We start from the raw sequence: 23,426 nt of genomic DNA, 5'->3' as shown, positions 1-23,426 counted from the left end.
TCAGGCGGCAGTCAGCGGGGCAAACTGGCGCGTGTCCACGGCGGCCTTGTCGAACTCGAACCAGGGGTCGGGCTCGCCGTCCAGCGCAAACTGCAGCTGCTCCCACAGCGCCTTGCGGCCTTCGTGGTCTTCGAGGATGCGCTTCTTCACATAGTCCAGGCCCACGCGGCTCACGTAGTGCACGGTGCGCTCCAGGTACCAGCCTTCCTGGCGGTACAGCTCGCAGAACGCGCCGGTGTACTCCAGCACTTCCTCGGCGGTCTTGAGCTTGGTGAAGAAGTGCGCCACCTCGGTCTTGATGCCGCCGTTGCCGGCCACGTACATCTCCCAGCCGCTGTCCACGCCGATGATGCCCACGTCCTTGATGCCCGCCTCGGCGCAGTTGCGCGGGCAGCCGCTGACGGCAAACTTGACCTTGTGCGGGGCGTACATGCGCCACATGGCGCGCTCCAGGTCCTTGCCCATCTGCGTGCTGTCCTGCGTGCCCATGCGGCACCACTCGCTGCCCACGCAGGTCTTCACGGTGCGCAGCGCCTTGGCGTAGGCATGGCCGCTGGGCATGCCGATGTCCTTCCACACGGCCTGCAGGTCTTCCTTTTTCACGCCCAAGAGGTCAATGCGCTGGCCGCCTGTGACCTTCACGGTGGGGATGTTGTACTTGTCCACCGCATCGGCAATGCGGCGCAGCTCGTCGGCCGTGGTCTCGCCACCCCACATGCGGGGAATCACGCTGTAGGTGCCATCCTTCTGGATGTTGGCGTGGCTGCGCTCGTTGATGGCGCGGCTTTGCGGGTCGTCCTTGGCGTCCTTGGGCCAGGTGCTGATGAGGTAGTAGTTGACGGCGGGGCGGCAGGTGGCGCAGCCGTTGGGGGTCTTCCACTCCATGAAGTGAAAGACATCGGCAATGGACAGCAGCTTGTTGGCGCGGATGGCCTCGCGCACGGCCTGGTGGCCGTGGTCGGTACAGCCGCAGATCGCCTTGGTCTTGGGCGTGGCGCTGTAGTCGCCGCCCGCGGTGAACATGATGATCTGCTCCACCAGGCCCGTGCACGAGCCGCACGATGCGCTGGCCTTGGTGTGCTTGCGCACTTCATCCAGCGTGAACAGGCCCTTGTCCTTGATGGCCTTGCAGATGGCGCCCTTGGTCACGCCGTTGCAGCCACAGACCTCGTCGGTATCGGCCATGGCCGATGCCTTGCTCTGGCCCTGGTGGCCCACGTCACCGATGTTGCTCTCGCCAAACATCAGCTTGTCGCGGATGTCGGTCACGCTGCGGCCGTCGCGCAGCAGCTTGAAGTACCAGCTGCCGTCCACCGTGTCGCCATACAGGCACGCGCCCACCAGCTTGTCGTCCTTGAGCACCAGCTTCTTGTACACGCCGCCAAAGGGGTCGCTCATCACGATCTCTTCGGTGTTCTCGCCGCCCTGGAAGTCGCCCGCGCTGAACAGGTCGATGCCCGTCACCTTCAGCTTGGTCGATGTGAGCGAGCCTTGGTAGCGGCCGATGCCGAACTCGGCCAGGTGGTTGGCCAGCACCTTGCCCTGCTCGAACAGCGGGGCCACCAGGCCATAGGCAATACCGCGGTGTGCGGCGCACTCGCCCACGGCGTAGATGCGGGCGTCGGTGGTGGTTTGCAGCGTGTCGCTCACCACGATGCCGCGGTTCACGTGCAGGCGCATCTTTTCTGCCAGCGCGGTGTTGGGGCGGATGCCCACGGCCATCACCACCAGGTCGGCGGGCACCTCGGTGCCGTCCTTGAACTTGACGCTGGCTACGCGGCCCTCGGCGTTGCCCACCAGCTCCTGGGTCTGTGCGCCCATCAGAAAGCGCATGCCACGGTCTTCCAGCGACTTTTGCAGCATCTTGCCCGCCACGTCATCGAGCTGGCGCTCCATCAGCGAGGGCATCACGTGCACCACGCTCACGGTCATGCCGCGTTTCATCAGGCCGTTGGCGGCCTCCAGGCCCAGCAGGCCGCCGCCGATGACTACGGCGTGCTTGTAGGTGGCGGCTGCGTCGATCATGGCCTGGGTGTCGGCAATGTCGCGATATGCCAGCACGCCTTGGAGGTCCTTGCCGGGCACGGGCAGGATGAACGGGTTGGAGCCCGTGGCCATGATGAGGCGGTCGTACTCGGCGGTGATCACGTCACCGTCCTTGCTGGTGGCGGTGACCACACGGCGCACGCGGTCCACATCGGTCACGGTGAAGCCGGTGTGCAGCGTGATGTGGTTGTCGGCGTACCACTGCCAGTCGTTGAGGATGATCTCGTCGATGGTCTGCTCGCCAGCCAGCACGGGCGACAGCAAAATGCGGTTGTAGTTGGGGTGCGGCTCGGCCCCGAAGACCGTGATGTCATACAGATCGGGGGCAATCTTGAGCAGCTCTTCCAGCGTGCGCACACCGGCCATGCCGTTCCCCACCATCACCAGTTTGAGCTTTTTCATCGTGACTCCGTCGGTTCCATCGCCTGGGCGATGCAGAAAACAAAAAAGGCGTCCACACGATGCAGCTCCGACGTTCCATCGAAACCGCATGTGGGGACGCCTTCGTCCATACAACCCCTTGGTGCGCCGTTGCACCGCTGAATTGCGTGGCCCTGCTGGGCCGTTGCTCTGGTTAAGCAATGCCCGTGCCAGGGTTTGTGCACTGATCTGGGGTGACATCACGTGCTCTGCGTGCGGCGGCGCCTGCATGCACCACCTTGGGCACAGAATCTGCATGGGGCTGGTGCATGAGTTTTGAACTGGACATCGGCCACACCTCGCAGGCCGGGCGCAACGAAGTCAACGAGGACTTTGCAGCCCTGGTGCTGGGGCAGGGGCGCGACCGAGAGCGTGGCGCCATTGCCGCCATTGCCGATGGCGTGAGCAGCGGCGGCAAGGGGCGCGAAGCCGCCCAGACCACGGTGAACACGCTGGTGAACGACTACTTCGCCACGCCCGACACCTGGGACACCACGGTGGCTCTGGATCGCATCCTGAGCGCGCACAACGGCTGGCTCGCGTCGATGAACCGGCGCCGCCAGCCTGCCGTGGGCCTGACCACGCTCACCGCTATCGTGCTGCGCGGCCAGTCGTACACGCTGGCCCATGTGGGCGACACGCGCGCCTATCTGCTGCGGGGCGGCCGGCTGCAACTGCTGACCACCGACCATGTGATGGCGCAGCGCGACTTTGCGCACCAGCTCACCCGCGCCATGGGGCTGGACGACCATGTGGTGGTGGACTACAGCCAGGGCGAACTGCACAGCGGCGACCTGCTGGTGCTGCTGTCCGACGGCGTGCACGGCAGCCTGCCCGAGCGCGAGCTGCGCCAGCTTCTGCAGGCGGACGCGAGTGCCCAGGCCCTGAGCGAGGAGATCACGCGGGCAGCCCTGCGCCGGGGCAGCACCGACAACGTGACCGCACTGGTGGTGCGGGTGCAGGGGGCGCTGGAGGCCACCTTGCAGGACGAGTCGCGCCGGGCTCAGCAGCTGCCGGTGCTGCCGCTGCTCAAGGTGGGTGAGCCGGTGGATGGCTTGGTGGTGACGGCGCTGGTGGCCGACAGCGGCATCCACCGCATCTACCAGGTGCGCGACCCGGCCACCCAGCGGTTGTATGCGCTCAAGACCCTGGTGCCCGCTCGCGCGCACGACGCACAAGAGCGCGCCACCCTGGCGCATGAGGCCTGGGTGGCCCGGCGCATGCAGTCCGGCCACGCGGCCGTGCACCTGGCGCGCCTTACCACCTGGCCCCCGGAGCAGGGCGGCACAGCCCCCGGAGCCAGCGCGTTTTATCTGCTGTACGAATGGCATGCGGGCCAGACCCTGGGCCAGCGCCTGCGCGGACGCCAGCACCTGGGCGTGCCGCAGGTCGTGTCGGTGGTGATGCAGGCGGCGCAGGTGCTGGGCTGGCTGCACCGGCAAGGCGTGGTGCACCGCGACATCAAACCCGACAACCTGCACTTGGGCGACGACGGCGTGCTGCGGGTGCTGGACCTGGGCGTGGCCCTGTCGGGCCGCGAGCCCGAGGCCACGCGCCGCCTGCACGCGGGCACCCCCAGCTACATGAACCCCGAGCAGTGGCCGGGCTACGAAAAGAACGGAGACCCGGCCGGCCAGTTGCCCGATGCGGGCAGTGACCTGTATGCGCTGGGCGTCACGCTGTACCAGCTGTTGACGCACGGCCGCCTGCCCTATGGCGAGGTGGTGCCCTACCAGCTGGGCCGCTACCACCGCGACCCGGTGGCCCCCAGCCGCCACCACCCGGGCGTGCCCATCTGGCTCGACCACATCGCACTGAAGGCCGTGGCCCGCCAGCGGTCGCAGCGCTTTGAAACAGCGGAGGAGCTGCTGCTGGCGCTGGAGCGGGGTGCGTCACGCCCTTTGTCCGCCCCTGGCCCACAGCCCCTGATGCAGCGCGATGCCACGGCGCTGTGGAAGATCGCGTTGGCGGTGAGCGTGCTGGTGAACCTGTTGCTGGTGTACTGGCTGCTGTTTTTGCCGAGGTGAGGCGGTTGATTTGCTATTGAAAATATAGCTATCTGTGCAGATGGCAAAAGCACTGGACAGTGATTGGACTTGAAATGTGCCGTGGCGCAGTGCGTTGACTGGCCATGCGCCGCTCACGCTGCGTGCGCGTCCACCCTTTTAGCTTCGGCCCACTTCGTTTCACTTTGCTTCGCAACGTGAGCCTTCGCTGGAAAGGTGGCGAGCGCTTGCGCGCTCACCGGCTACGCCGGTCATGCGCTGCGCGCACGTCCACCCTTCTCCGCCCACGTGCGGGTCCAGCGGATCTGCATCACCCGCAGCAGCACCAGCATGGCAGCGGCGCACACCGCGATGCCCACAAAGCCCCACAGGTAGGTGCCGGTGTACTGGCGCGAGAAGCCCATGCCGTTGGGGATGAGGCCACCGCCCAGTGCGCCGATCTCGCCAATCATCGAGCCCGCTACGGCCGTGGACAGCGGCCAGCGCAGCGGCACCAGCTGGAACAGCGCGCCGTTGCCCGCGCCCAGTGCCGCAAAACACACCAGGAACAGCAGCATCGTCACCGGCAAGGAGTTTTCGGCCAGGCCGCACAGCACCATGCTCACGGCAGTGACGGCCAGTACGCCCGTGAGCGTGTTGACGCCACCCCAATGGTCCGACAGCCAGCCACCCATCACCCGCAGCGCCGCCCCCAGAAAGGCCGCCAGCATGGTCAGTTGCCCCGCCTGCACCTTGCTCACGCCAAACTGGTCGTAGAAGTAGCTGGGCAAGAAGGCCGTGAGGCCGATGAAGCCGCCAAACGTCACGGCGTAGATCAGGCTGAATGCCCAGCCGTCCTTTTCAAACAGGCAGGCAATGTGCTCCCGGAACGTGGCATGGGGCGCCAGGTCGGGTGGCTCTTTGGCAAAGACTGCCATCACCACGGCGGGCACGGCCACGCCGACGGCCGCAAAGCCGTAGACCGCCTGCCAGCCAAATTTCTGGGCCAGTGCAGGTGCCAGCAGCGCGGCCACGGCGGTGCCCACATTGCCCGCGCCCACGATGCCCATGGCAAGGCCCTTGTAGCGAGGCGGAAACGAGCCCGAGCCCAGCGACAGTGCCACGCCAAAGCTCGCACCCGCCACGCCCAGCAGGATGCCCAGCGCCAGCAGGTCGTTGAAGGTGTGCACGAACAGGTAGCCATAGCCCATGGCCAGAAAGATGCCCGCCATCTCGACCAGGGTGGCGCGCTTGCGGCCGATGTACTGCGCCAGGATGCCCAACGGAAACCGCATCAGCGCCCCCGCAAAGATGGGGATGGACAGCATCATGCCCATCTGGGTGGGGGAGAGCTGGAAGCTCTCGCGGATGAACGGCGCCATCGCACCGTTGATGACCCACACCGCGCACGAAAAGCCGAAGTACAGAAACGACGCCCACAGCGTGGGGGCGTGGCCGGATTGGAGGAACTGGCGGAATGAAAGCATGGGATTTGCACAAATAAAGGTAGCGGTGTTCACGGCCTTCGTCGGCCATAAAACAAAAAAGGCGACCACACCAGGCGGAATCGGTAAACCGATACAGCCGGTGGGGACGCCTTCGTCCTTGCCGCCCTTGTGTGCGCCGTTGCACAGGGCATGCGCAGCCCTGTAGAGGCCGCTGCAGGAGGTGCTTGCAATGCCTGTGCCAGATGGATTGCACCAACCCGGTGCCCGCGTGCGCCAGCCCCCTGGGCGGCATACCTTGCATGCGCTGATGCCGCAACGCTAGGCGGTTGCGCCCTTGCCTTTTTGCATTGTGTTGGTGCGTGGCACTGCGCAAGGGGCATTGCCAAAGCCGGGCACACCTTCTACCTCAGCATTGCGCAATGGAATATTCTGCATAAATGATATTAATGATGTAAAATTGATGAAAATTTATCAATTGTGCGGAATTGTTTTTCCCCCAGGTCTCGTGAAATTACGCAATTAACGTTTGCTTTTGTCACGGTTGCGTCCTTAAGATGGTTCTCACGCAGGACCAGCGGCGGTGCAGGGGTAGGACTTTTTCTAGGAGTTTTCCGATGAGAATGAATCTTCCAGTCAGTCAGCATGAATATGCGTTCCCCAAGGGCCAGACCCTGGTCTCCACCACCGATCTCAAGGGCCGCATCCTCTACTGCAACCCGATGTTCATCGAGGTCAGCGGGTACGAAAAGGAAGAGCTGCTGGGCCAGCCCCACAACATCGTGAGGCACCCCGACATGCCCGAGGAGGCCTACCGCGACATGTGGGAAACCATTGCCAGAGGTGTTCCCTGGTCGGCCCCGGTCAAGAACCGGCGCAAGGACGGCACGTTCTACTGGGTGATGGCCAACGTCACCCCGCTCATGCAGGGCGACCAGCCCACGGGTTACATGTCGGTGCGCACCGAAGCCACGCGCGAACAGATCCAGGCGGCCGAGGCGCTGTACCAGCAGATGCAGGCCGAGAAGCAGTCGGGCACGCTGGTGCACAGGCTGTCGGCCGGGCAACTGGTCAAAGACACCTTGTGGGGCCGCGTGGCCCGGGCGCTGTCGCTGGGCCCGCTGGGCAAGATGATGGCGTGCACCCTGGTGCTGGTGGTGGCCTCGTGGTGCGCTGCCCTGCTGGGCGGGCATACCGTGTCGCTGGCCTCGGGCGCTGCGTGGCTGGGGGTGGTGGTGCTGGCGCTGGGCATGGCGGTGTACCTGCACCAGGTCACGGTGGCGCCGTTGTCGCAGATGCTGCTGTGGGCCAACCGCATGGCGGCGGGCGACCTCACCCAGAAGATCTCTGCATCGCGCAGCGACACCGTGGGCCAGTTGCAAAAGGCGCTGGCGCAGCTCAACGTGAACCTGCTGTCCATCGTGCGTGATGCCCGTCAGGAGAGCGAGCACATGCAGGTCTCCACCCGCGAGATTGCCCAGGGCAACCAGGACCTGTCATCCCGCACCGAGGCGCAGGCCAGCAACCTGCAGCAGACGGCTGCGTCCATGGAGGAGATCACCGGCACCGTCAAACAGACCGCCGAGTCCGCGCGCCAGGCGGCGGTGCTGGCCACGCAGGCCACCCAGGTCACCGAACGCAGCAGCGCGGCCGTGGACGGTGTCGCCAGCACCATGAAGCAGATCCAGGCCGCATCGGGCCGCATCAGCGAGATCACGCAGCTCATCGACTCCATCGCCTTCCAGACCAACATCCTGGCCCTGAATGCGGCGGTGGAGGCTGCGCGGGCCGGGGACCAGGGGCGGGGCTTTGCGGTGGTGGCCTCCGAGGTGCGCAGCCTGTCGCACCGCACGCTCTCGGCCGCCAAGGAGATCCGTCAGCTCATCGACGACTCGGCCACCAAGGTAACCGAGGGCCATGAAAAAACCGACGCTGCGCAGAAAACCATGACCGAGTCGCTGGAGCTGGTGCGCCGTGTGAACACGCTGATCGGCGAGATCCACAGTGCCTCGAACGAGCAGCTCAGCGGCATCTCGCAGGTCAACTCGGCGGTGGCGCAGCTGGACACCATCACGCAACAGAACGCCGCGCTGGTGGAAGAGAACGCGGCATCGGCTATGCAGCTCAACGGCCAGGCGCAGACCATGACCGAGACCGTGCAGGTGTTCCGCATCGACGCCTCGGCACCTGCCCACTCGCGCGATGCGGTGGCGCTGCGCAAGGAGATGAAGGCCTCGTCCAGCAGCCGGGCGCTGGCGCCGGCCTGAGTTTGCGAAGCCGCTCCGCATTGGGGGCGGCCCATGAACTCGGTCGGCGTCTTGCCAGGGGCCGGGCGCGATGCGGCGAGGCAGGCGCTATGTGCTCTCGCGCACTGTCAGCTCAAACCCCAGATTCACCGAGTTGTGCTCGGGCACCTCACCACGCATCAGCGCCAGCAGCATGCGCGCGCTGGCCTCGCCCACGGCTGCGCGGGGCGTGCGCACCGTGGTCAGTGGTGGCAGCATCTGGTCGCTGCCCGCCAGGTCGTTGAAGCCTGCAATCGCTACCTGGCCGGGTACCGACAAGCCCAGGCGCTGTGCCGCCAGCAGGCCGCCCTGGGCCAGGTCGTCGTTGCAGAAGAACACGGCATCGACGCCGGGGCGGGTGCGCAGCAGCTCTTCCAGCAGTTCACTCCCTAGCCGCATCGACGAGGGCTGCGGGCTCAGCAGCTCCAGCTTGGGGTCGTACCGACCTGCTTCGCGCAGGCAGCGGCGGTAGCCTTCGGCGCGCTGCATGGTGCGAGGGTCCAGCTGGGCCGCAACAAAAGCGATCTTTTGGTAGCCCCGCGCCAGCAGGTGGGCCGTCATGCTGTGGCCCGCATCCTGCTGCGAAAAGCCCACGCAGAACACGCCGGGGGCCGAGGTCATCTCCATCAGGTGTACGCAGGGCACGCCGCTGGCGGCAATCAGGTGGCGCGAAGCCTCGGTGCGGTCAAAACCGGTGACCAGCAAGCCGGCAGGGCGGTGTGCGAGGTAGGTGCGCAGCAGTTGCTCTTCCTCCTGCGGGTCGTAGTGCGTGACGCCGATCAGCGCTTGGTAACCCTGAGGAAACAGGGTGCGATGCACGGCCTCCAGCACGTCCACAAACAGCGCGTTGGATAGCAAGGGCACCAGCACCGGCACCTGCACGCTGCGTTGCGAGGCCAGTGCGCGGGCGGCGGGGTCGGGCACATAGCCCAGTTGCTCTGCGGCAGCTTTCACGCGCTGCACCAGCTCTTGCGCCACACCACGCTCGCCGCGCAAGGCGCGGGATGCGGTGATGGGGCTGACCTCGGCGGCCTTGGCCACGTCGCTCAGCGTGATGCGGCCGCTGGAGCGGCGTTTTGTCTCAGGTTTGTTCAAGGGTTAACCCTCATGGGGCTTGGGGTTGATTTGATTAGGATAGCGCTGTCCAAACTGAAGGGCAAGGCAACGGCAGCCATTTTGGACGAAGTTGCAGAAGTTGCGACAGTTTGTGCGGCATCCACACCGGGTGCCTTTTTTATGAATTGTTTGGATAGCGCTACCAATATGAGTTTTCAAGCGTCACCGACTTTTTTGGTCGTCATGGGCGTGGCGGGCTGCGGCAAGTCCAGCCTGGGCTCGGCCTTGGCACAGGCCGAGGGCCTGCCCCTGATCGAAGGGGATGACCACCACAGCCCCGCCAGTCGCGAAAAGATGCGCCAGGGCATTGCCTTGACCGATGCAGACCGTGAAGGCTGGCTGGCCACCTTGGGGCAATTGCTGCAGGCCCAGCCCCATGGCGTGGTCCTGACCTGCTCTGCGCTGAAGAGGGCCTACCGGGACCGCTTGCGCAACGCCTGCCCCGGCCTGCGCTTCGTCTTTCTGGAGATTGACCGCGCCAGCGCAGGCCAACGCGTGGCGGCCCGCGCAGATACCCATTTCTTTTCCAGCGCTCTGGTGGACAGCCAGTTCGCCACGCTGGAGTCGCCTGTGGGCGAGGCCGGCGTGCTGCGTCTCAATGCGCTGCTGGACCTGCCCACACTGCAGCAACAGGCATCGGCCTGGGTTGCCACACAGGAGACGGTATGAATTCCCCCGCACACCCGCACGAGCCGCTCAGCCGGTTTGCCAGAGTCTCGCAAATGCTGATGGCCGGGAGCCTGGGCGTGATGGCCGTCGCCGTGTTCATCAACGTGGTGCTGCGCTACGGCTTTGGCAGCGGCGTGGCGGCCAGTGAAGAGCTGTCACGCCTGCTGTTTGTCTGGATGGTGTTCATCGGCGCTGCCGCTGCCTACCCGGCAGGCGAGCACATGGCCTTTACCAGCCTGGCGGGCCTGTTGGCCAAACGCCCGGTGGCCTTTGGCGTGCTGACGGCCGTGATCCGGCTGCTGGTGATAGCCGCCAGCACCATGCTGGCCTGGGGCGCGTGGCAGCAGGTGGTGGTGGGCATGGGCAGCCGCTCGGTGGTCATGGCCTACCCGGCAGCGCTGCTGCCGCTGCCGGCTTTTTTGTGTGCGGTGGCCATCGGGGTGATGGCGACCATTGAATTGATTCAACGCAAGCCGCTGGACCTCGGTCATGGCGCTGAGGTGGAGTGACCATGGGACCCGAAGCACAGGCTTTTCTTGTTTTTTCATTGGGCATGCTGGTGCTCATGGGCACCGGCATGAACATGGGTCTGGCCCTGGTGCTCACCGGCGCCGGCATGGCCTGGGTGCTCGACTTCTGGGACGCGCAGCTGCTGGCCCAGAACCTGGTGGCCGGGGTGGACAGCTTTCCGCTCCTGGCCGTGCCCTTCTTCATCCTGGCCGGTGAGCTGATGAACTCGGGCGGCATCAGCCGCCGCATCATCGACATGGCGCAGGCCTGGGTGGGGCACATCCGGGGCGGGCTGGGCTATGTGGCCATCGGCGCCGCAGTGCTGATGGCGAGCATGAGCGGCTCGGCCCTGGCCGACACCGCCGCGCTGGCCACCATCCTCCTGCCCATGATGCGTCAGCAGGGCTACCCGATGAACACCTCGGCCGGGCTGATTGCTTCGGGCGGCATCATCGCACCCATCATTCCGCCGTCCATGCCCTTTGTGATCTACGGCGTGACGACCAACACCTCGATCTCTGCGCTGTTTGTGTCGGGCATCGTGCCGGGGCTGATGATGGGTGTGGGCCTCATCTTTGCCTGGCGCTGGGTGCTGCGGGACATGGATCTGCCCCAGGGCGAACCCCTGCCCATCAAGGACCGCCTGCGCGCCACGGTGCGCGCCTTCTGGGCCATGCTGATGCCGCTCATCATCATCGGCGGTATGAAGACCGGCGTGTTCACCCCCACCGAGGCCGCCGTGGTCGCCGCGTTCTACGCGCTGGTTGTGGCGCTGTTCGTGCACCGCGAGATGAAGCTGCCCGACATCTACGGTGTGCTGGTGCGCGCAGCCAAGACAACCTCCATCGTGATGTTTTTGTGCGCTGGCGCCCAGGTGGCCAGCTACATGATCACGCTGGCCGACTTGCCCAACGTGCTCACCAACTGGCTGGGCCCGCTGGTGGAGAACCCGCGCCTCTTGATGGCCGTGATGATGATCGTGCTGGTGCTGATCGGCACGGCGCTGGACCTCACGCCCACCATCCTGATCTTTGCGCCCGTCATGCTGCCCATCGCGGTCAAGGCTGGGATCGACCCGGTGTATTTCGGTCTGATGTTCGTGCTCAACGGCGCCATCGGCCTCATCACCCCGCCCGTGGGCACGGTGCTCAACGTGGTGGCCGGGGTGGGGCGCATCTCGATGCACAGCGTCATCAAGGGCGTGAACCCGTTTCTCATCACCTATGTGCTGATTCTGGCGCTGCTGGTCGTGTTCCCGCAGATCGTGACTGCGCCCGTCGTCTGGCTGCGCTAGCCGTTTGCCTGTTCCCCTTTCCCGTTTTTCTTGCCAATGGAGACAACCATGAAAACTTTCCGTCGCACCCTGCTGGCCGCCCTGTCGGTCGCTGCCATCACTTGCTCGTTCCAGGCCGCAGCGCAAGACTTCAAGCCGCGCATCATCCGTTTTGGCTATGGCCTCAACGAAGACTCCAACCAGGGCCGGGCCACCAAGCTGTTTGCCCAAGAAGTGGAAAAAGCCTCTGGCGGCAAGATGAAGCTCCGCGCCATTGGCGCAGCCGCACTGGGCTCGGACGTGCAGATGCAGCAGGCCCTGATCGGTGGCGCTCAGGAGATGATGGTGGGCTCCACCGCCACGCTGGTGGGCATCACCAAAGAGATGGCCATCTGGGACACCCCCTTCCTGTTCAACAACGCCAAGGAAGCCGACGTAGTGCTGGACGGCCCCGTGGGCCAGAAGGTGATGGACAAGCTGCAGGAAAAGGGCCTGGTGGGCCTGGTGTACTGGGAGAACGGCTTTCGCAACCTCACCAACAGCAAGCGCCCGGTCAACAAGCTGGAAGACATGGACGGCATCAAGCTGCGCGTGATGCAGAACAACGTGTTCCTCGACAGTTTCAAGACCCTGGGCGCCAATGCCGTGCCGCTGCCGTTCTCGGAGCTCTTCACCGCGCTGGAAACCAAGACGGTGGACGGCCAGGAGAACCCCTACAACACCATCCTGTCGAGCAAGTTCTATGAGGTGCAGAAGTACCTCACCGTGACCAACCACGTCTACAGCCCCTGGATTGTGCTGGTCAGCAAGAAGTACTGGGATGGCCTGTCGAAGGCCGAGCAGAAGGTGTTGCTCGACGCCGCCAAGAAGAGCCGTGACTTCGAGCGCCAGGACACCCGTGCCGAGGCCGACAAGGCGCTGGCCGACCTCAAGGGCAAGGGCATGCAGGTCAATGAACTGCCGGCTGCCGAAGCCAACCGCATGCGCGAAAAGCTGGGCGCCGTGAACGCCAGCATTGCCGCCAACGTAGGCGAAGCGCTGTGGAAGGATGTGCAGGCAGCGGTAGCCCAGGCGCGCGCTGGCAAGTAAGTTCTGACGTCAGGGGGTGGCGGCCCCGGTGCTACCCATACCCGCAAGACACAGGCGAAAAAAAGGCCGAGGCCCCGCAATGGGGCCTCGGCCTTTTGGCATTTGCAATCTTCTACCTGCACCGTGGCGCAGGCGGAGCGAATTACAGCGAGCCGATTTCGCCGGAAGAGATCTGGCCAGTGCGCAGGGCTTCAGCAGCTTGGGCACGCACGGCAGCACGGTCAGCGGTGGACTTGTAGGTCACCACACGCGAACCAGCGGGTTCGATCGAGCGGGTCTGGGCCACGGTAGCGGCTTCGGCTTGCACTTCAGCGCGGGTGCGGTTGGTTTCGAACTTGGTCGCGAACTGCGAAGCATCGGCTTCGTCAGCCTGGGCACCAAAAGAAGCGAGGGCAGCCACAGCAGCGATAGAGAGGAAACGGGCAGTCTTGTTCATGATGAAACTCCTGTGAAATTCAAAAAATATGGACGAGGTGTCTGGAATACGCGAGGGGTGAAGCCGTGGATTCAAGAAGTTGAATCAACCGCCTTCTGCAGGGCCCACGCGGCCAGTGCGCATGGCTTGTGCGGCGGCTTCGGCACGCACAGTGGCGCGGTCGGCCGTGGACTTGTAGGTCACCACGCGGGAGCCAGCGGGCTCCTGGCTGCGCATCTGCGCAGCGGTGGTGGCTTCTGCCAATACTTCTGCGCGGGTGCGGCTGGTTTCGAACTTGGTGGCGAACTGCGAAGCGTCGGCTTCGTCAGCCTGGGCGCCAAACGACGCAAAGGCAGCCACGGCGGCGAGGGAGAGGAAACGTGCGGTCTTGTTCATGATGAAAGTCCTTGAAGTTAAAAAAGCGTCTCAAAAAAACCGGGGTGAAGATTCACAACAACTTGCGTCGCACCGGGTTCGGTGAGTCGCCTTGCGGGTTCGGCTCATCGATGGGATGAACTGTACGCCGATGGTGTTCAGGGAAAAACCACCTAGTCGCGAACTAACTGTTCCAGTATTGGAAACAATCGACCGAGGGCTCTGGGATTCCTGGTTGCCCTCGAAGCCAGGGCGTTTTGCCTGGAATGTCGCTGATCGCCGACAGGCTACAGAAGCCGGTGAAGAGTGCGTGGCCGGTGCGTTGAACATGGGCTTCATCGTGCCGGGCTGGGCAGATGGCGTCGTCTCGCTGCGGTTTCGCTTCTTTTCAGTTTGTTTCGGGTGCGGCGGTATGCAACAGCGCAGAAACATGAGTTGCATTCACCCTGCAACAGGATGATCAAAAAGCGCCGCATATCGGGCTTGCGTGGGTTGCGCGCACGGGGCTTATGGGCTGAAATCTCTCTGTGCCCGTTTCCGTTTTCACGAGGGAGGTTTCCATGACCGCAGTCGCCAAGATTCTTCAGTCCAAACCCGACGCCATCGTCCACACTATCAGCCCCGCCGCATCCGTGCTGGACGCCCTTCAGCTCATGGCTGACAAGGGCATTGGCGCGCTCATCGTGACTGAGGGCGCGTCCATCGTCGGCATCTTCACCGAGCGGGACTACGCCCGCAAAATTGCCCTCATGGGGCGCACGTCGGCCGTCACCCAGGTCAAGGATGTGATGACCTCGGCTGTGATGTTTGTGCGCCCGGACCAGACCAGCGAGCAGTGCATGCAGCTCATGAGCAATAACCGCCTGCGCCACTTGCCCGTGGTGGACAACGGCAAGCTGGTGGGCATGATTTCCATCGGCGATCTGGTCAAGGACATCATCTCCGAGCAGAAATTCATCATTGAGCAGTTGGAGAACTACATCACCGGAACGCATTGAGGGGCAACCCCCTGAGGCGCGGCGCGCCTTCCCCCTTCTTCTCTCGAAGGGCTGCGCCATTCGCGAATGGGGGCGCACCCGGCGCGACGGGGCGGCCCTTGCGCGGGTGCTACGGCCCTGGCATGGGGACGTAAAGAAAAAGGGCTCTGACCGATCTGGTCAGAGCCCTTTTGTTTTGGTTGTCTGCGCTGCTTTCGACTGGGCCGCTCAAGCCGCCTTCTCGACGTGCCCCTGGCGCGTGTACAGAAAGTCGATCACGGCCTTGCGGTAGTGCACATACTGCGGGTCCTCGGCCAGTTCCACGCGCTTGCGCGGGCGGGGCAAGTCCACGGTCAGCACCTCGCCAATCGTGGCGGCCGGGCCGTTGGTCATCATCACGATCTTGTCGGACAGCAGCACGGCCTCGTCCACGTCGTGGGTCACCATCACCACGGTGCTTTGGGTGCGCGTGACGATCTCCAGCAGCTCGTCCTGCAGCTTGGCGCGGGTCAGGGCGTCGAGCGCGCCGAAGGGCTCGTCCATCAGCAGCACCTGGGGCTCCATGCTCAGCGCCCGGGCAATGCCCACGCGCTGCTTCATGCCGCCTGAGATTTCACCGGGGCGTTTTTGGCTCGCGTGGGTCAGGCCCACCAGCGCCAGCGCGGCATCGGTGCGGGCTTTGAGCTGGGCCTTGGTCTCCTTGGCGCCGAACACGCGCTCCACAGCCAGGTAGATGTTGTCAAAGCAGGTGAGCCAGGGCAGCAGCGAGTGGTTTTGGAACACCACCGCGCGCTCCGGCCCCGGGCCCTTGATCTCCTTGTTGGCGCAGAGCAGTGCGCCGTTGGTGGGAGTGGTCAGGCCCGCGATCAGGTTGAGCAGGGTGGACTTGCCGCAGCCCGAGTGGCCGATGAGTGCCACGAACTCGCCCTTGGCAATCGTCAGGTGAATGTCCTTCAGCGCGGGGAAAAGGCCCTTGGCCGTCTTGAAGGTCTGCTCGACGCCGTGGATCTCGATGAACTTGGTGGTGAGAGATGCATGCATTAGGAACTCCTGGTTTTTTCGAGGACCACCGTGGAACCGGCTTTGCCGGGCCACGGGTGGTGCCCCCTTGAGGGGGTGACGTGCCGCAGGCGCGGCTCAGGGGTGGATCAAGTTTTGACCTCTTCGAACGTAAATGCGGTGGCCAGCTTGATGAGCGCGTACTCCAGCAGCAGCCCGACGATGCCGATCACAAAGATCGCGATGATGATGTTCTTGACGTTGAGGTTGTTCCACTCGTCCCACACCCAGAAGCCGATGCCCACGCCACCGGTCAGCATCTCGGCCGCCACGATCACCAGCCACGCGGTGCCCACGGCCAGGCGCACGCCGGTCAGCATGTAGGGCAGCACGGCGGGAAAGAGGATCTTGGTGGCGATCTTCCACTCGCTCAGGTTCAGCACGCGGGCCACGTTCATGTAGTCCTGCGGCACGCGCTGCACGCCCACAGCGGTGTTGATGATCATGGGCCAGATGGAGCAGATGAAGATGGTCCAGATGGCGGCCGGGTTGGCGCCCTTGAACACCAACAGGCCAATGGGCAGCCAGGCCAGCGGCGACACGGGGCGCAGCAGGCTGATGAGCGGGTTGAACATGCGCGACAGGAAGCTGAAGCGCCCGATCACGAAGCCCGCCGGAATGCCCACCAGCGCTGCCATCCCAAAGCCGATGGCCACGCGCTGCAGGCTCATCAGCACGTTCCAGCCCACGCCCTGGTCGTTGGGGCCGTTGCGGTAGAACGGGTTGCTGAACACCTCCAGCGCCTGCAGCCAGGTGTCCTTGGGGCTGGGGATGCTGCCGCCCGTGGTGGTGGAGACCACCGCCCACAGGCCGACGAGCAGGCCCAGGCCACACAGCGGCGGCAGCACGGCCAGCCAGAAGCTGCGCGAGACGGCCGACCAGTCGCGGCCTGCAGCCGTGGTGGCGGGCGCTGCAGGTGCCTTGGGGGCAGATGTCGCAGCCTTTTGGCTTCTTGCGCTGGTGGATGTTGCGCTTGCAGCTGCAGTATTCATAGCATTCTGTGCGGCCACGGGGGCTGCATCCAACGGGGAGTGAAAGACGGCACTGACCATGGTTTTCTCCTGTGCAGGGCTTGCTGGCTGGGTGGTCGGGCGGGCGCTGGAGCAGGGTCGCCGTCAGGCCTTGATCTTGAAGCCGTCGGCGTACTTGGCGGGGTCCTTGCCGTCCCACACCACGCCGTCGATGAGCTTGCTGGTGCGCATCACGTCCTTGGGTACGCTGATCTTCATGGCGCTGGCGACCGACTTGTACAGCTCGACCTGGTTGACTTCCTTGGCCACGGCCAGGTAGTCGGGGTGGCTCTTGAGCAGGCCCCAGCGCTTGTGCTGGGTCAGGAACCACATGCCGTCCGACAGGTAGGGGAAGTTCACCGCGCCGTCGTTGAAGAATTTCATGTGGTTGGGGTCGTCCCAGGTCTTGCCCAGGCCGTTCTGGTAGCGGCCCAGGATGCGCTGGTTGATGGCGTCCACGCCCGTGTTCACATACGCCTTGCCGGCCACGGTTTCGGCCATCTTCATCTTGTTGGACAGGCTGGCATCGATCCACTGGCTGGCTTCGAGCACGGCCATCATCACTGCGCGCGTGGTGTTGGGGTACTTCTTGACGAACTCTGCCGTGGTGCCCAGCACCTTTTCGGGGTGGTCCTTCCAGATGTCCTGCGTGGTGTTGGCCGTGATGCCGATGCCGTCCATGATGGCGCGGTGGTTCCAGGGCTCGCCCACGCAAAAGCCGTCCATGTTGCCCACGCGCATGTTGGCCACCATCTGCGGCGGGGGCACGGTGATGAGCTTGGCGCCCGACAGCGGGTTGATGCCCGCCGCTGCCAGCCAGTAGTGCATCCACATCGCGTGGGTGCCGGTGGGGAAGGTGCCCGCAAAGGTGTATTCGCGCTTCTCGCTGGCCATGAGCTTGGCCAGGGACGGGCCATCCACCGCGCCCTTGTCGGCCAGCGTCTTGGAGAGGGTGATGGCCTGCCCGTTGTTGTTCAGGCTCATCAGCACGGCCATGTCCTTCTTGGGACCGGCGGTGCCCAGGTGCACGCCATAGACCAAGCCGTAGAGCACATGGGCGAAGTCCAGCTCGCCGTTGACCAGCTTGTCACGCACGCCGGCCCAGCTGGCTTCCTTGTTGGGGACGATGGTCACGCCGTATTTCTTGTCGAAGCCCAGCACCGAGGCCATGACCACGCTGGCGCAGTCGGTCAGCGGGATGAAGCCGATCTTGACTTCCTTCTTCTCGGGGGCGTCGGAGCCGGCTGCGTGGACGAGCGCGCGCAGCGCGGGGCTCACACCCACAGCGCCCACGGTGGCGGCCTGCAGCACGGTGCGGCGATTGAGGCTGGTTTTCAACAGATCGGTCATGGGGCATCCCTGGTGGCGTGAAAAACAAAAAAGGCGTCCTCACACCGCGCCGGGCTGCAGCAAAGCAACGCCGGATGCGGGTGGGGACGCCTTTGTCCGTGGTGGAGCCTGGAACGGGTCCGGGGCTCCTTGTCAGCACCGGCCCGCCGTTGGGTCAGTGCTGTCAGTGGTCAGACCTGCATTGGTCTTGCACTGAGCAATGCAAAGCGCGTGCCAGCCTTTTTTTTATGGGGTTGGGATGAATGAATTATTCAAATTTGATAGCAAAGAAGGCATATTGGATTGGCGCTTCAAGGCGATTTGGTTTCAATTCGCCCCTGCTTGGTCGGTGCGGTGCATTGCACTGCCGTTGTGCGCTGCACCATCGCAGTCCAGGCATCGGGGCCGCCGTGCACGCGGCAGGCGCATGGTGGTCCGTGCCAACGGGTTGCAGGGGGTAATGCGGTACCACTGTGCATGGGATCGCAGCGGCGTCGCTGCGCGAATGAGGCGGGTGGGCCGTGTTTTGCGCGGAGCGTGGGCCCCGCGATGGGAGAGGGTGAGGGTTACCCCAGCAGGTCCATCACGTCCAGCATGCGCTGGGCCACGTCCACCAGCTTCAGGCCCTTGTCCATGGCCGTCTTGCGCAGCTTTTCGTAGGCGGCCTGTTCGGTCAGGCCCTGGCGCTGCATGAGCAAACCCTTGGCGCGGTCGATGGTCTTGCGGCCTTGCAGTTCGGTCTTGGCGTCGGCGAGCTCGGCGCGCAAGGCCTGTTCATGCTGGAAGCGGGCCATGGCCACATCCAGAATGGGGCGGATGCGCTGCGGTGCCAGCCCCGCCACGATGTAGGCAGACACGCCTGCCGCCACTGCATCCTTCACGTGCGAGGTGTCCTCGTCGTTGGTGAACATCACGATGGGACGGCGCTCGTCGCGCGTGGCCATCACCACATGCTCCAGCGCGTCGCGGGCCTCGCTCTCGGCATCCACGATGATCAGGTCGGGCTGCAACTGCGCGATGCGCTCGCTCAGGAACACGTCGGCCGGCAGCGTGGCCACCAGGTTGAAGTTGTTCTCCAGCAGCCCGATGCGCAGCGCCCGCGACCGCTCCGCCTGTTCCACAGCGTGGTCGTCGTCGGGGTCGGTGACTGCCAGATCCGGGGCAACCACCACGATGCGCAAAGCCTCATTCATACCCGTGAGCATAAGCAATTTTTACGCCACAAATTGGTGCGCCGGGGTGGTGCACGGCCTTTGAAGGCCCGGCGATGTCCCCTCGCTCCGGGGCTGCACCCATCCCAAGCCCGCCAGGTCGGGGTGCCGTGCTCTGCGTTGCGGGGCCTGAAAGTTGCTAATACTGACACCGTGGGAGGGCATACCCGGTAGCTCGCCCGGTAGGGCGTCGCATATACATCTGGTCACACAGACACACTGAAATGGAGTTTTTTGCATGAACAAGCACATCAACCGGCGCCGCTTCTCGGCCAGCCTGGCCTTGACCGCAGTGGCGACTGCCGCACTCCTGACCGGATGCGGCAAAGTGCCGGACACCATCAAAATTGGTGTGGCTCAGCCTCTCTCTGGCCCGCTGGGTGCGCTGGGGCAGGATCTGCTCAATGGCGTCAAGCTGGCGGTGGAGGAACTCAACAAGTCCGGCTACACGGTGGACGGCAAGCGCGTGACGCTGGAGGTCGTGTCCGTGGATGACAAGGCCGACGCCACCACCGGCAAGGCCGTGGCGCAGCAGCTGGTGGATGCGGGCGTGGTCGCGGTGGTGGGCCACCTCAACTCGGGCGTGAGCATCGAGACCGCCCCCATCTACGCTGCCAAGGACATCGCGCAGATCGCCATCTCTACCAACCCCAAGTTCACACAGCTCGGGTTTCCGACCACCTTCCGCATGGTGGGCAACGACACCCTGCAGGCCCGCGCCATTGGCTCGTTTGCCGCCACCCAGCTGGGCGCCGCACGCTATGCAGCGCTGGACGATGGCACGCCCTATGGCAAGGGCCTGGCCGACGGCGCGGCCGAACAGCTCAAGGCCGAGAAGAAAGAGGTGGTGGTGCGCAAGTCGTTCGACGACAAGACCGTGGCCTTTGATGGCCTGGCCGGGGAGCTCAAGGCCGCCAATGTGGAGGTGATTGTTTCGACCCTCAACGACTTCCAGGCGCTGGCACTGCTCGAAGCCCTGCAGAAGGTGGGCCACACCAAGGTCAGCCTGCTGGGGGGCGACACCATCAAGACCACCGACATGACCAAGGGCGCAGGCATCGTGCAGGGCGTGTATGCCACATCGCCCGTGCTGGAGGCCAAGGAGTTCACCACCGGCAAGCCCTTCCTTGAAAAGTACATCGCCGCTTTCAAGAAGCCCCCGGCCTATGGCGGCCACTACAGCTACGACAGCACCTACGTGCTCTCGGCCGCCATCCAGAAGGCCAAGTCTGCTGACCCCAAGGACATCACCAAGGCCCTGCACAGCATCAACGGCTACGCCCCGGTGATCGGCACCATGACCTGGGATGACAAGGGCGAGCAGCGCTATGGCGCCGTGGGGGTGTACGAACTGCGCAGCGGCAACTGGGAGTTGCGCATGCGGTCCGACCGCTGGTAAACCGCGTTGCCATGGCAGGCCAGCCCCGGGTTTTACACTCGGGGCATGAGCTTGCTGATCCTGGGTATTGAATCTTCGTGCGACGAAACCGGCGTGGCATTGGTCCGTTCCACGGGCAATGCCGTGCCTACGCTGCTGTCGCACGCGCTGCACAGCCAGATCGAGATGCACCAGGCCTATGGCGGCGTGGTGCCCGAGCTGGCCAGCCGCGACCACATTCGCCGCGTGCTGCCGCTGGCCACACAGGTACTGGCTGAGTCCGGCCAGACGCTGGCGGACGTGGACGTGGTGGCCTACACGCGCGGCCCGGGCCTGGCCGGTGCGCTGCTGGTGGGGGCGGGTGTGGCTTGCGCGCTGGGCGCAGCGCTGGACAAGCCGGTGCTGGGCGTGCACCACCTGGAGGGGCATTTGCTGTCGCCCTTCCTCAGCGCCGACCCCCCTGAATTCCCTTTTGTGGCCCTGCTGGTCTCAGGCGGCCACACGCAGCTGATGCGCGTGGACGGCGTGGGCCGCTACGAAATTCTGGGCGAAACCATTGACGATGCGGCAGGCGAGGCGTTCGACAAGTCTGCCAAGCTCATGGGCCTGGGCTACCCCGGTGGCCCGGCGCTGTCCCGGCTGGCCGAACAAGGCGATGCGGCGGCCTTCAAGCTGCCGCGCCCACTGTTGCACAGCGGCAACCTCGACTTCTCTTTTGCCGGGCTCAAGACGGCGGTGCTCACGCAGGCCAAGAAGCTGGGCGATGAGCTGGAAGCACGCAAGGCTGATCTGGCGGCCAGCACCGAGGCCGCGATTGTCGACGTGCTGGTGAAGAAGACGCTGACCGCTCTGAAGCAGACGGGCCTCAAGCGCGTGGTGGTGGCCGGTGGGGTGGGAGCCAACCGGCACCTGCGCGCCCAGCTCAACGCCGCCTGCGCGGCGGCCAAGGTGCGCGTGCATTACCCCGAACTGCACTTGTGCACCGACAACGGCGCCATGATCGCCATGGCTGCTGCGATGCGCCTGCAGGCCGGGCAGCAGCAGGCCAGCACCGAGTACGCCTTTGACGTGAAGCCGCGCTGGCCGCTGGATGCCATCACGGTGTGATTCTGAATAAAAAAGGCAGCGAGGGACCCTCTGCACGAATCAGCGCGCCGTGTGCATCAGGGGCCTCGGGCGGTCTGCCGCGTTGCAAATACTCGCAATAGCTACGGCTATTGCTGTGTTTTGCGCCTTGCAGACCCTCCCGATCCGCTGCGCTCACTTGGCCAGCGAGATTCGTGCAGAGGGTCCCTAGCGCAGGTAAATCATGCGCTAGCTGCTATCTTTTTTGATGTTTAGAACGGATAGTGGCGTGGCGTGGTCTGCACCGTCACCCAGCGTAGTTCGGTGAACTCACGCACCCCGGCCATGCCGCCAAAGCGGCCGTAGCCCGAGCTCTTCACGCCCCCAAACGGCATCTGGCCTTCGTCGTGCACCGTGGGGCCGTTGACGTGGCAGATGCCTGACTCGATGCGCGCGGCCACGTTCCAGGCCTTGGCCACGTCGCGGCTGAACACGGCGGATGACAGGCCGAACTCGTTGTCGTTGGCGCAGGCAATGGCTTCTTCCACACCGTTCACGCGCACCACAGGCTTGACGGGGCCGAACGATTCCTCGCGGTAGATGTCCATCTCGGCCGTCACATGGTCGAGCACCGTGGCCTGCATGAGCGTGCTGTCGCTCTTGCCGCCGCAGACCAGCTTCGCGCCCTTGGCCAGTGCATCGTCGATGAGGGCGTTGCAGCGGTGCACCGTGGCCATGTCCACCACCGAACCCAGCACCACCGGGCCCTTGCGCGGGTCGCCCAGGGGCAGTGCCTTCGCGCGCGCGCCCAGCTTGGCCACAAATTCGTCGGCCACGGCGTTGTCCACGATGATGCGCTCGGTGGACATGCAGATCTGGCCCGAGTTGGCGAAGGCGCCAAACACGGTGCCCGCCGCGGCGGCGTCGATGTCCGCGTCATCCAGCACCAGCAGCGGCGCCTTGCCGCCCAGCTCCAGCACCACGGGCTTGAGGTACTTGGCGCAGGTCTGCGCAATGATGCGGCCCACCTTGGTAGAGCCGGTGAAGTTGATGCGGCGCACCGCCGGGTGGGCCACGATGGCCTCGACCACTGCACCGGCGTCGGCCGGGGCGTTGGTCACAAAGTTCACCACACCAGCGGGCAGACCGGCTTCCTGCAGTGCCTCGATGATGAGGCCGTGCGTGGCAGGGCACAGCTCCGAGCCTTTCAGGATCACCGTGTTGCCGCAGGCCAGTGGCGTGGCGATGGCGCGCACGCCGAGGATGACCGGGGCGTTCCACGGTGCAATGCCCAGCACTACGCCCGCCGCCTGGCGCACGCCCATGGCCAGGCTGCCGGGCACGTCGGACGGAATCACCTCGCCCGCAATCTGCGTGGTCAGCGCGGCGGCTTCTTGCAGCAGGCCAGCGGCCAGGTGCACGTTGAAGCCGGCCCACATGCCGGATGCTCCGGTCTCGGCCGCCATGGCCACCGCAAAGTCGGCCGTGCGGGCCTCCAGCGCGTGTGCGGCCTTGAGCAGCAACGCGCGGCGGGCGTTGGGGCCCAGGGCGGACCAGGCCGGGAAGGCCTTGGCAGCCGCGTCGGCAGCGGCCTTGGCATCGGCCACGCTGGCGGCGGGGGCCGTGGTGGCGACCGATCCGTCGAGCGGGTTGCGGCGCTCAAACGTGGCGCCGCCGGTGGCTTGCACGCGCTCGCCGTTGATCAGCATGGAAATGGCAGTCATGGATGAAAGCTCCTGAAAAAGAACAGATGAAAAAGGGTCGGAAGA

The 23,426-nt window shown here is 64.8% G+C and carries 19 protein-coding genes; 9 read left to right on the top strand and 10 right to left on the bottom strand.

Annotation, left to right across the window (positions count from 1 at the left end):
• Nucleotides 1-2,448, bottom strand: coding sequence for a nitrite reductase large subunit NirB (nirB, locus tag ASD94_RS07430; RefSeq protein WP_056640764.1), 2,448 nt, complete (start codon nt 2,446-2,448; stop codon nt 1-3).
• Between the two features lie 287 nt (nt 2,449-2,735).
• On the opposite strand from nirB, the gene ASD94_RS07425 reads away from it, so the two are divergent.
• The gene (locus ASD94_RS07425) at nt 2,736-4,493 is read left to right on the top strand and encodes a bifunctional protein-serine/threonine kinase/phosphatase (protein ID WP_056640760.1); all 1,758 of its coding nucleotides are present in this window, start codon (nt 2,736-2,738) and stop codon (nt 4,491-4,493) included.
• A 230-nt stretch (nt 4,494-4,723) separates the two neighbouring features.
• On the opposite strand, the gene ASD94_RS07420 is transcribed toward ASD94_RS07425, so the two are convergent.
• Nucleotides 4,724-5,938: a nitrate/nitrite transporter gene (locus tag ASD94_RS07420; RefSeq protein ID WP_056640758.1), complete on the bottom strand. Its 1,215-nt coding sequence runs from the start codon at nt 5,936-5,938 to the stop codon at nt 4,724-4,726.
• Between the two features lie 575 nt (nt 5,939-6,513).
• On the opposite strand from ASD94_RS07420, the gene ASD94_RS07415 reads away from it, so the two are divergent.
• Complete coding sequence (locus ASD94_RS07415) at nt 6,514-8,163, top strand: methyl-accepting chemotaxis protein (protein WP_056640755.1); 1,650 nt, start codon at nt 6,514-6,516, stop codon at nt 8,161-8,163.
• Between the two features lie 87 nt (nt 8,164-8,250).
• On the opposite strand, the gene ASD94_RS07410 is transcribed toward ASD94_RS07415, so the two are convergent.
• Nucleotides 8,251-9,276, bottom strand: coding sequence for a LacI family DNA-binding transcriptional regulator (locus tag ASD94_RS07410; RefSeq protein WP_056640754.1), 1,026 nt, complete (start codon nt 9,274-9,276; stop codon nt 8,251-8,253).
• Between the two features lie 168 nt (nt 9,277-9,444).
• Between ASD94_RS07410 and ASD94_RS07405 the strand changes: the two genes are divergently transcribed.
• Genes ASD94_RS07405 through ASD94_RS07390 form a run of 4 tightly spaced genes read left to right on the top strand, consistent with a single transcriptional unit; the run spans nt 9,445 to nt 12,838 of the window.
• Complete coding sequence (locus ASD94_RS07405) at nt 9,445-9,966, top strand: gluconokinase (protein WP_235510597.1); 522 nt, start codon at nt 9,445-9,447, stop codon at nt 9,964-9,966.
• Nucleotides 9,963-10,475 carry a TRAP transporter small permease gene (locus ASD94_RS07400; protein ID WP_056640751.1) on the top strand — a complete coding sequence of 171 codons (513 nt, stop codon included), beginning with the start codon at nt 9,963-9,965 and terminating at the stop codon, nt 10,473-10,475. The genes ASD94_RS07405 and ASD94_RS07400 overlap by 4 nt, the downstream gene beginning before the upstream one ends.
• A gap of 2 nt (nt 10,476-10,477) precedes the next feature.
• Nucleotides 10,478-11,770: a TRAP transporter large permease gene (locus ASD94_RS07395; RefSeq protein WP_056640748.1), complete on the top strand. Its 1,293-nt coding sequence runs from the start codon at nt 10,478-10,480 to the stop codon at nt 11,768-11,770.
• A gap of 48 nt (nt 11,771-11,818) precedes the next feature.
• On the top strand, nt 11,819-12,838 hold the full coding sequence (locus ASD94_RS07390; RefSeq protein WP_056640746.1) for a TRAP transporter substrate-binding protein: 1,020 nt from the start codon (nt 11,819-11,821) through the stop codon (nt 12,836-12,838).
• A 142-nt stretch (nt 12,839-12,980) separates the two neighbouring features.
• Here ASD94_RS07390 and ASD94_RS07385 read toward each other — a convergent pair whose 3' ends face one another.
• Nucleotides 12,981-13,274 (bottom strand): hypothetical protein, encoded by a 294-nt coding sequence (locus ASD94_RS07385; protein ID WP_056640743.1) that lies wholly within the window; start codon nt 13,272-13,274, stop codon nt 12,981-12,983.
• Between the two features lie 84 nt (nt 13,275-13,358).
• Entirely contained in the window at nt 13,359-13,649 is a 291-nt protein-coding gene (locus tag ASD94_RS07380; RefSeq protein WP_056640740.1) for a hypothetical protein, read from the bottom strand.
• Nucleotides 13,650-14,188: 539 nt separating this feature from the next.
• Here ASD94_RS07380 and ASD94_RS07375 point away from each other — a divergent pair.
• Nucleotides 14,189-14,626, top strand: coding sequence for a CBS domain-containing protein (locus ASD94_RS07375; protein WP_056640737.1), 438 nt, complete (start codon nt 14,189-14,191; stop codon nt 14,624-14,626).
• A 207-nt stretch (nt 14,627-14,833) separates the two neighbouring features.
• Here the strand turns inward: ASD94_RS07375 and ASD94_RS07370 are convergent, their stop codons facing one another.
• From ASD94_RS07370 to ASD94_RS07355, 4 genes are all read right to left on the bottom strand, one after another.
• Nucleotides 14,834-15,646 carry an ABC transporter ATP-binding protein gene (locus ASD94_RS07370; protein ID WP_056640734.1) on the bottom strand — a complete coding sequence of 271 codons (813 nt, stop codon included), beginning with the start codon at nt 15,644-15,646 and terminating at the stop codon, nt 14,834-14,836.
• A 107-nt stretch (nt 15,647-15,753) separates the two neighbouring features.
• Nucleotides 15,754-16,716: a nitrate ABC transporter permease gene (gene ntrB / locus ASD94_RS07365; RefSeq protein WP_056640731.1), complete on the bottom strand. Its 963-nt coding sequence runs from the start codon at nt 16,714-16,716 to the stop codon at nt 15,754-15,756.
• A gap of 63 nt (nt 16,717-16,779) precedes the next feature.
• Complete coding sequence (locus tag ASD94_RS07360; protein ID WP_056640726.1) at nt 16,780-18,024, bottom strand: CmpA/NrtA family ABC transporter substrate-binding protein; 1,245 nt, start codon at nt 18,022-18,024, stop codon at nt 16,780-16,782.
• 545 nt (nt 18,025-18,569) lie between these two features.
• Nucleotides 18,570-19,196, bottom strand: coding sequence for an ANTAR domain-containing response regulator (locus ASD94_RS07355; protein ID WP_056640724.1), 627 nt, complete (start codon nt 19,194-19,196; stop codon nt 18,570-18,572).
• A 256-nt stretch (nt 19,197-19,452) separates the two neighbouring features.
• On the opposite strand from ASD94_RS07355, the gene ASD94_RS07350 reads away from it, so the two are divergent.
• The gene (locus ASD94_RS07350; protein WP_056640721.1) at nt 19,453-20,613 is read left to right on the top strand and encodes a branched-chain amino acid ABC transporter substrate-binding protein; all 1,161 of its coding nucleotides are present in this window, start codon (nt 19,453-19,455) and stop codon (nt 20,611-20,613) included.
• A 45-nt stretch (nt 20,614-20,658) separates the two neighbouring features.
• The gene (gene tsaD / locus ASD94_RS07345; protein WP_056640720.1) at nt 20,659-21,699 is read left to right on the top strand and encodes a tRNA (adenosine(37)-N6)-threonylcarbamoyltransferase complex transferase subunit TsaD; all 1,041 of its coding nucleotides are present in this window, start codon (nt 20,659-20,661) and stop codon (nt 21,697-21,699) included.
• 230 nt (nt 21,700-21,929) lie between these two features.
• Here the strand turns inward: tsaD and ASD94_RS07340 are convergent, their stop codons facing one another.
• Nucleotides 21,930-23,381: an aldehyde dehydrogenase gene (locus tag ASD94_RS07340; RefSeq protein ID WP_056640719.1), complete on the bottom strand. Its 1,452-nt coding sequence runs from the start codon at nt 23,379-23,381 to the stop codon at nt 21,930-21,932.
• Between the last annotated feature and the right edge of the window lie 45 nt (nt 23,382-23,426).

It is taken from the genome of Acidovorax sp. Root70 (genome assembly GCF_001428225.1).
In the GTDB taxonomy this organism is placed as follows: domain Bacteria; phylum Pseudomonadota; class Gammaproteobacteria; order Burkholderiales; family Burkholderiaceae_C; genus Acidovorax.
Note: the sequence above shows the minus strand (reverse complement) of the source record. Positions and strands in the feature narration are given on the sequence as shown.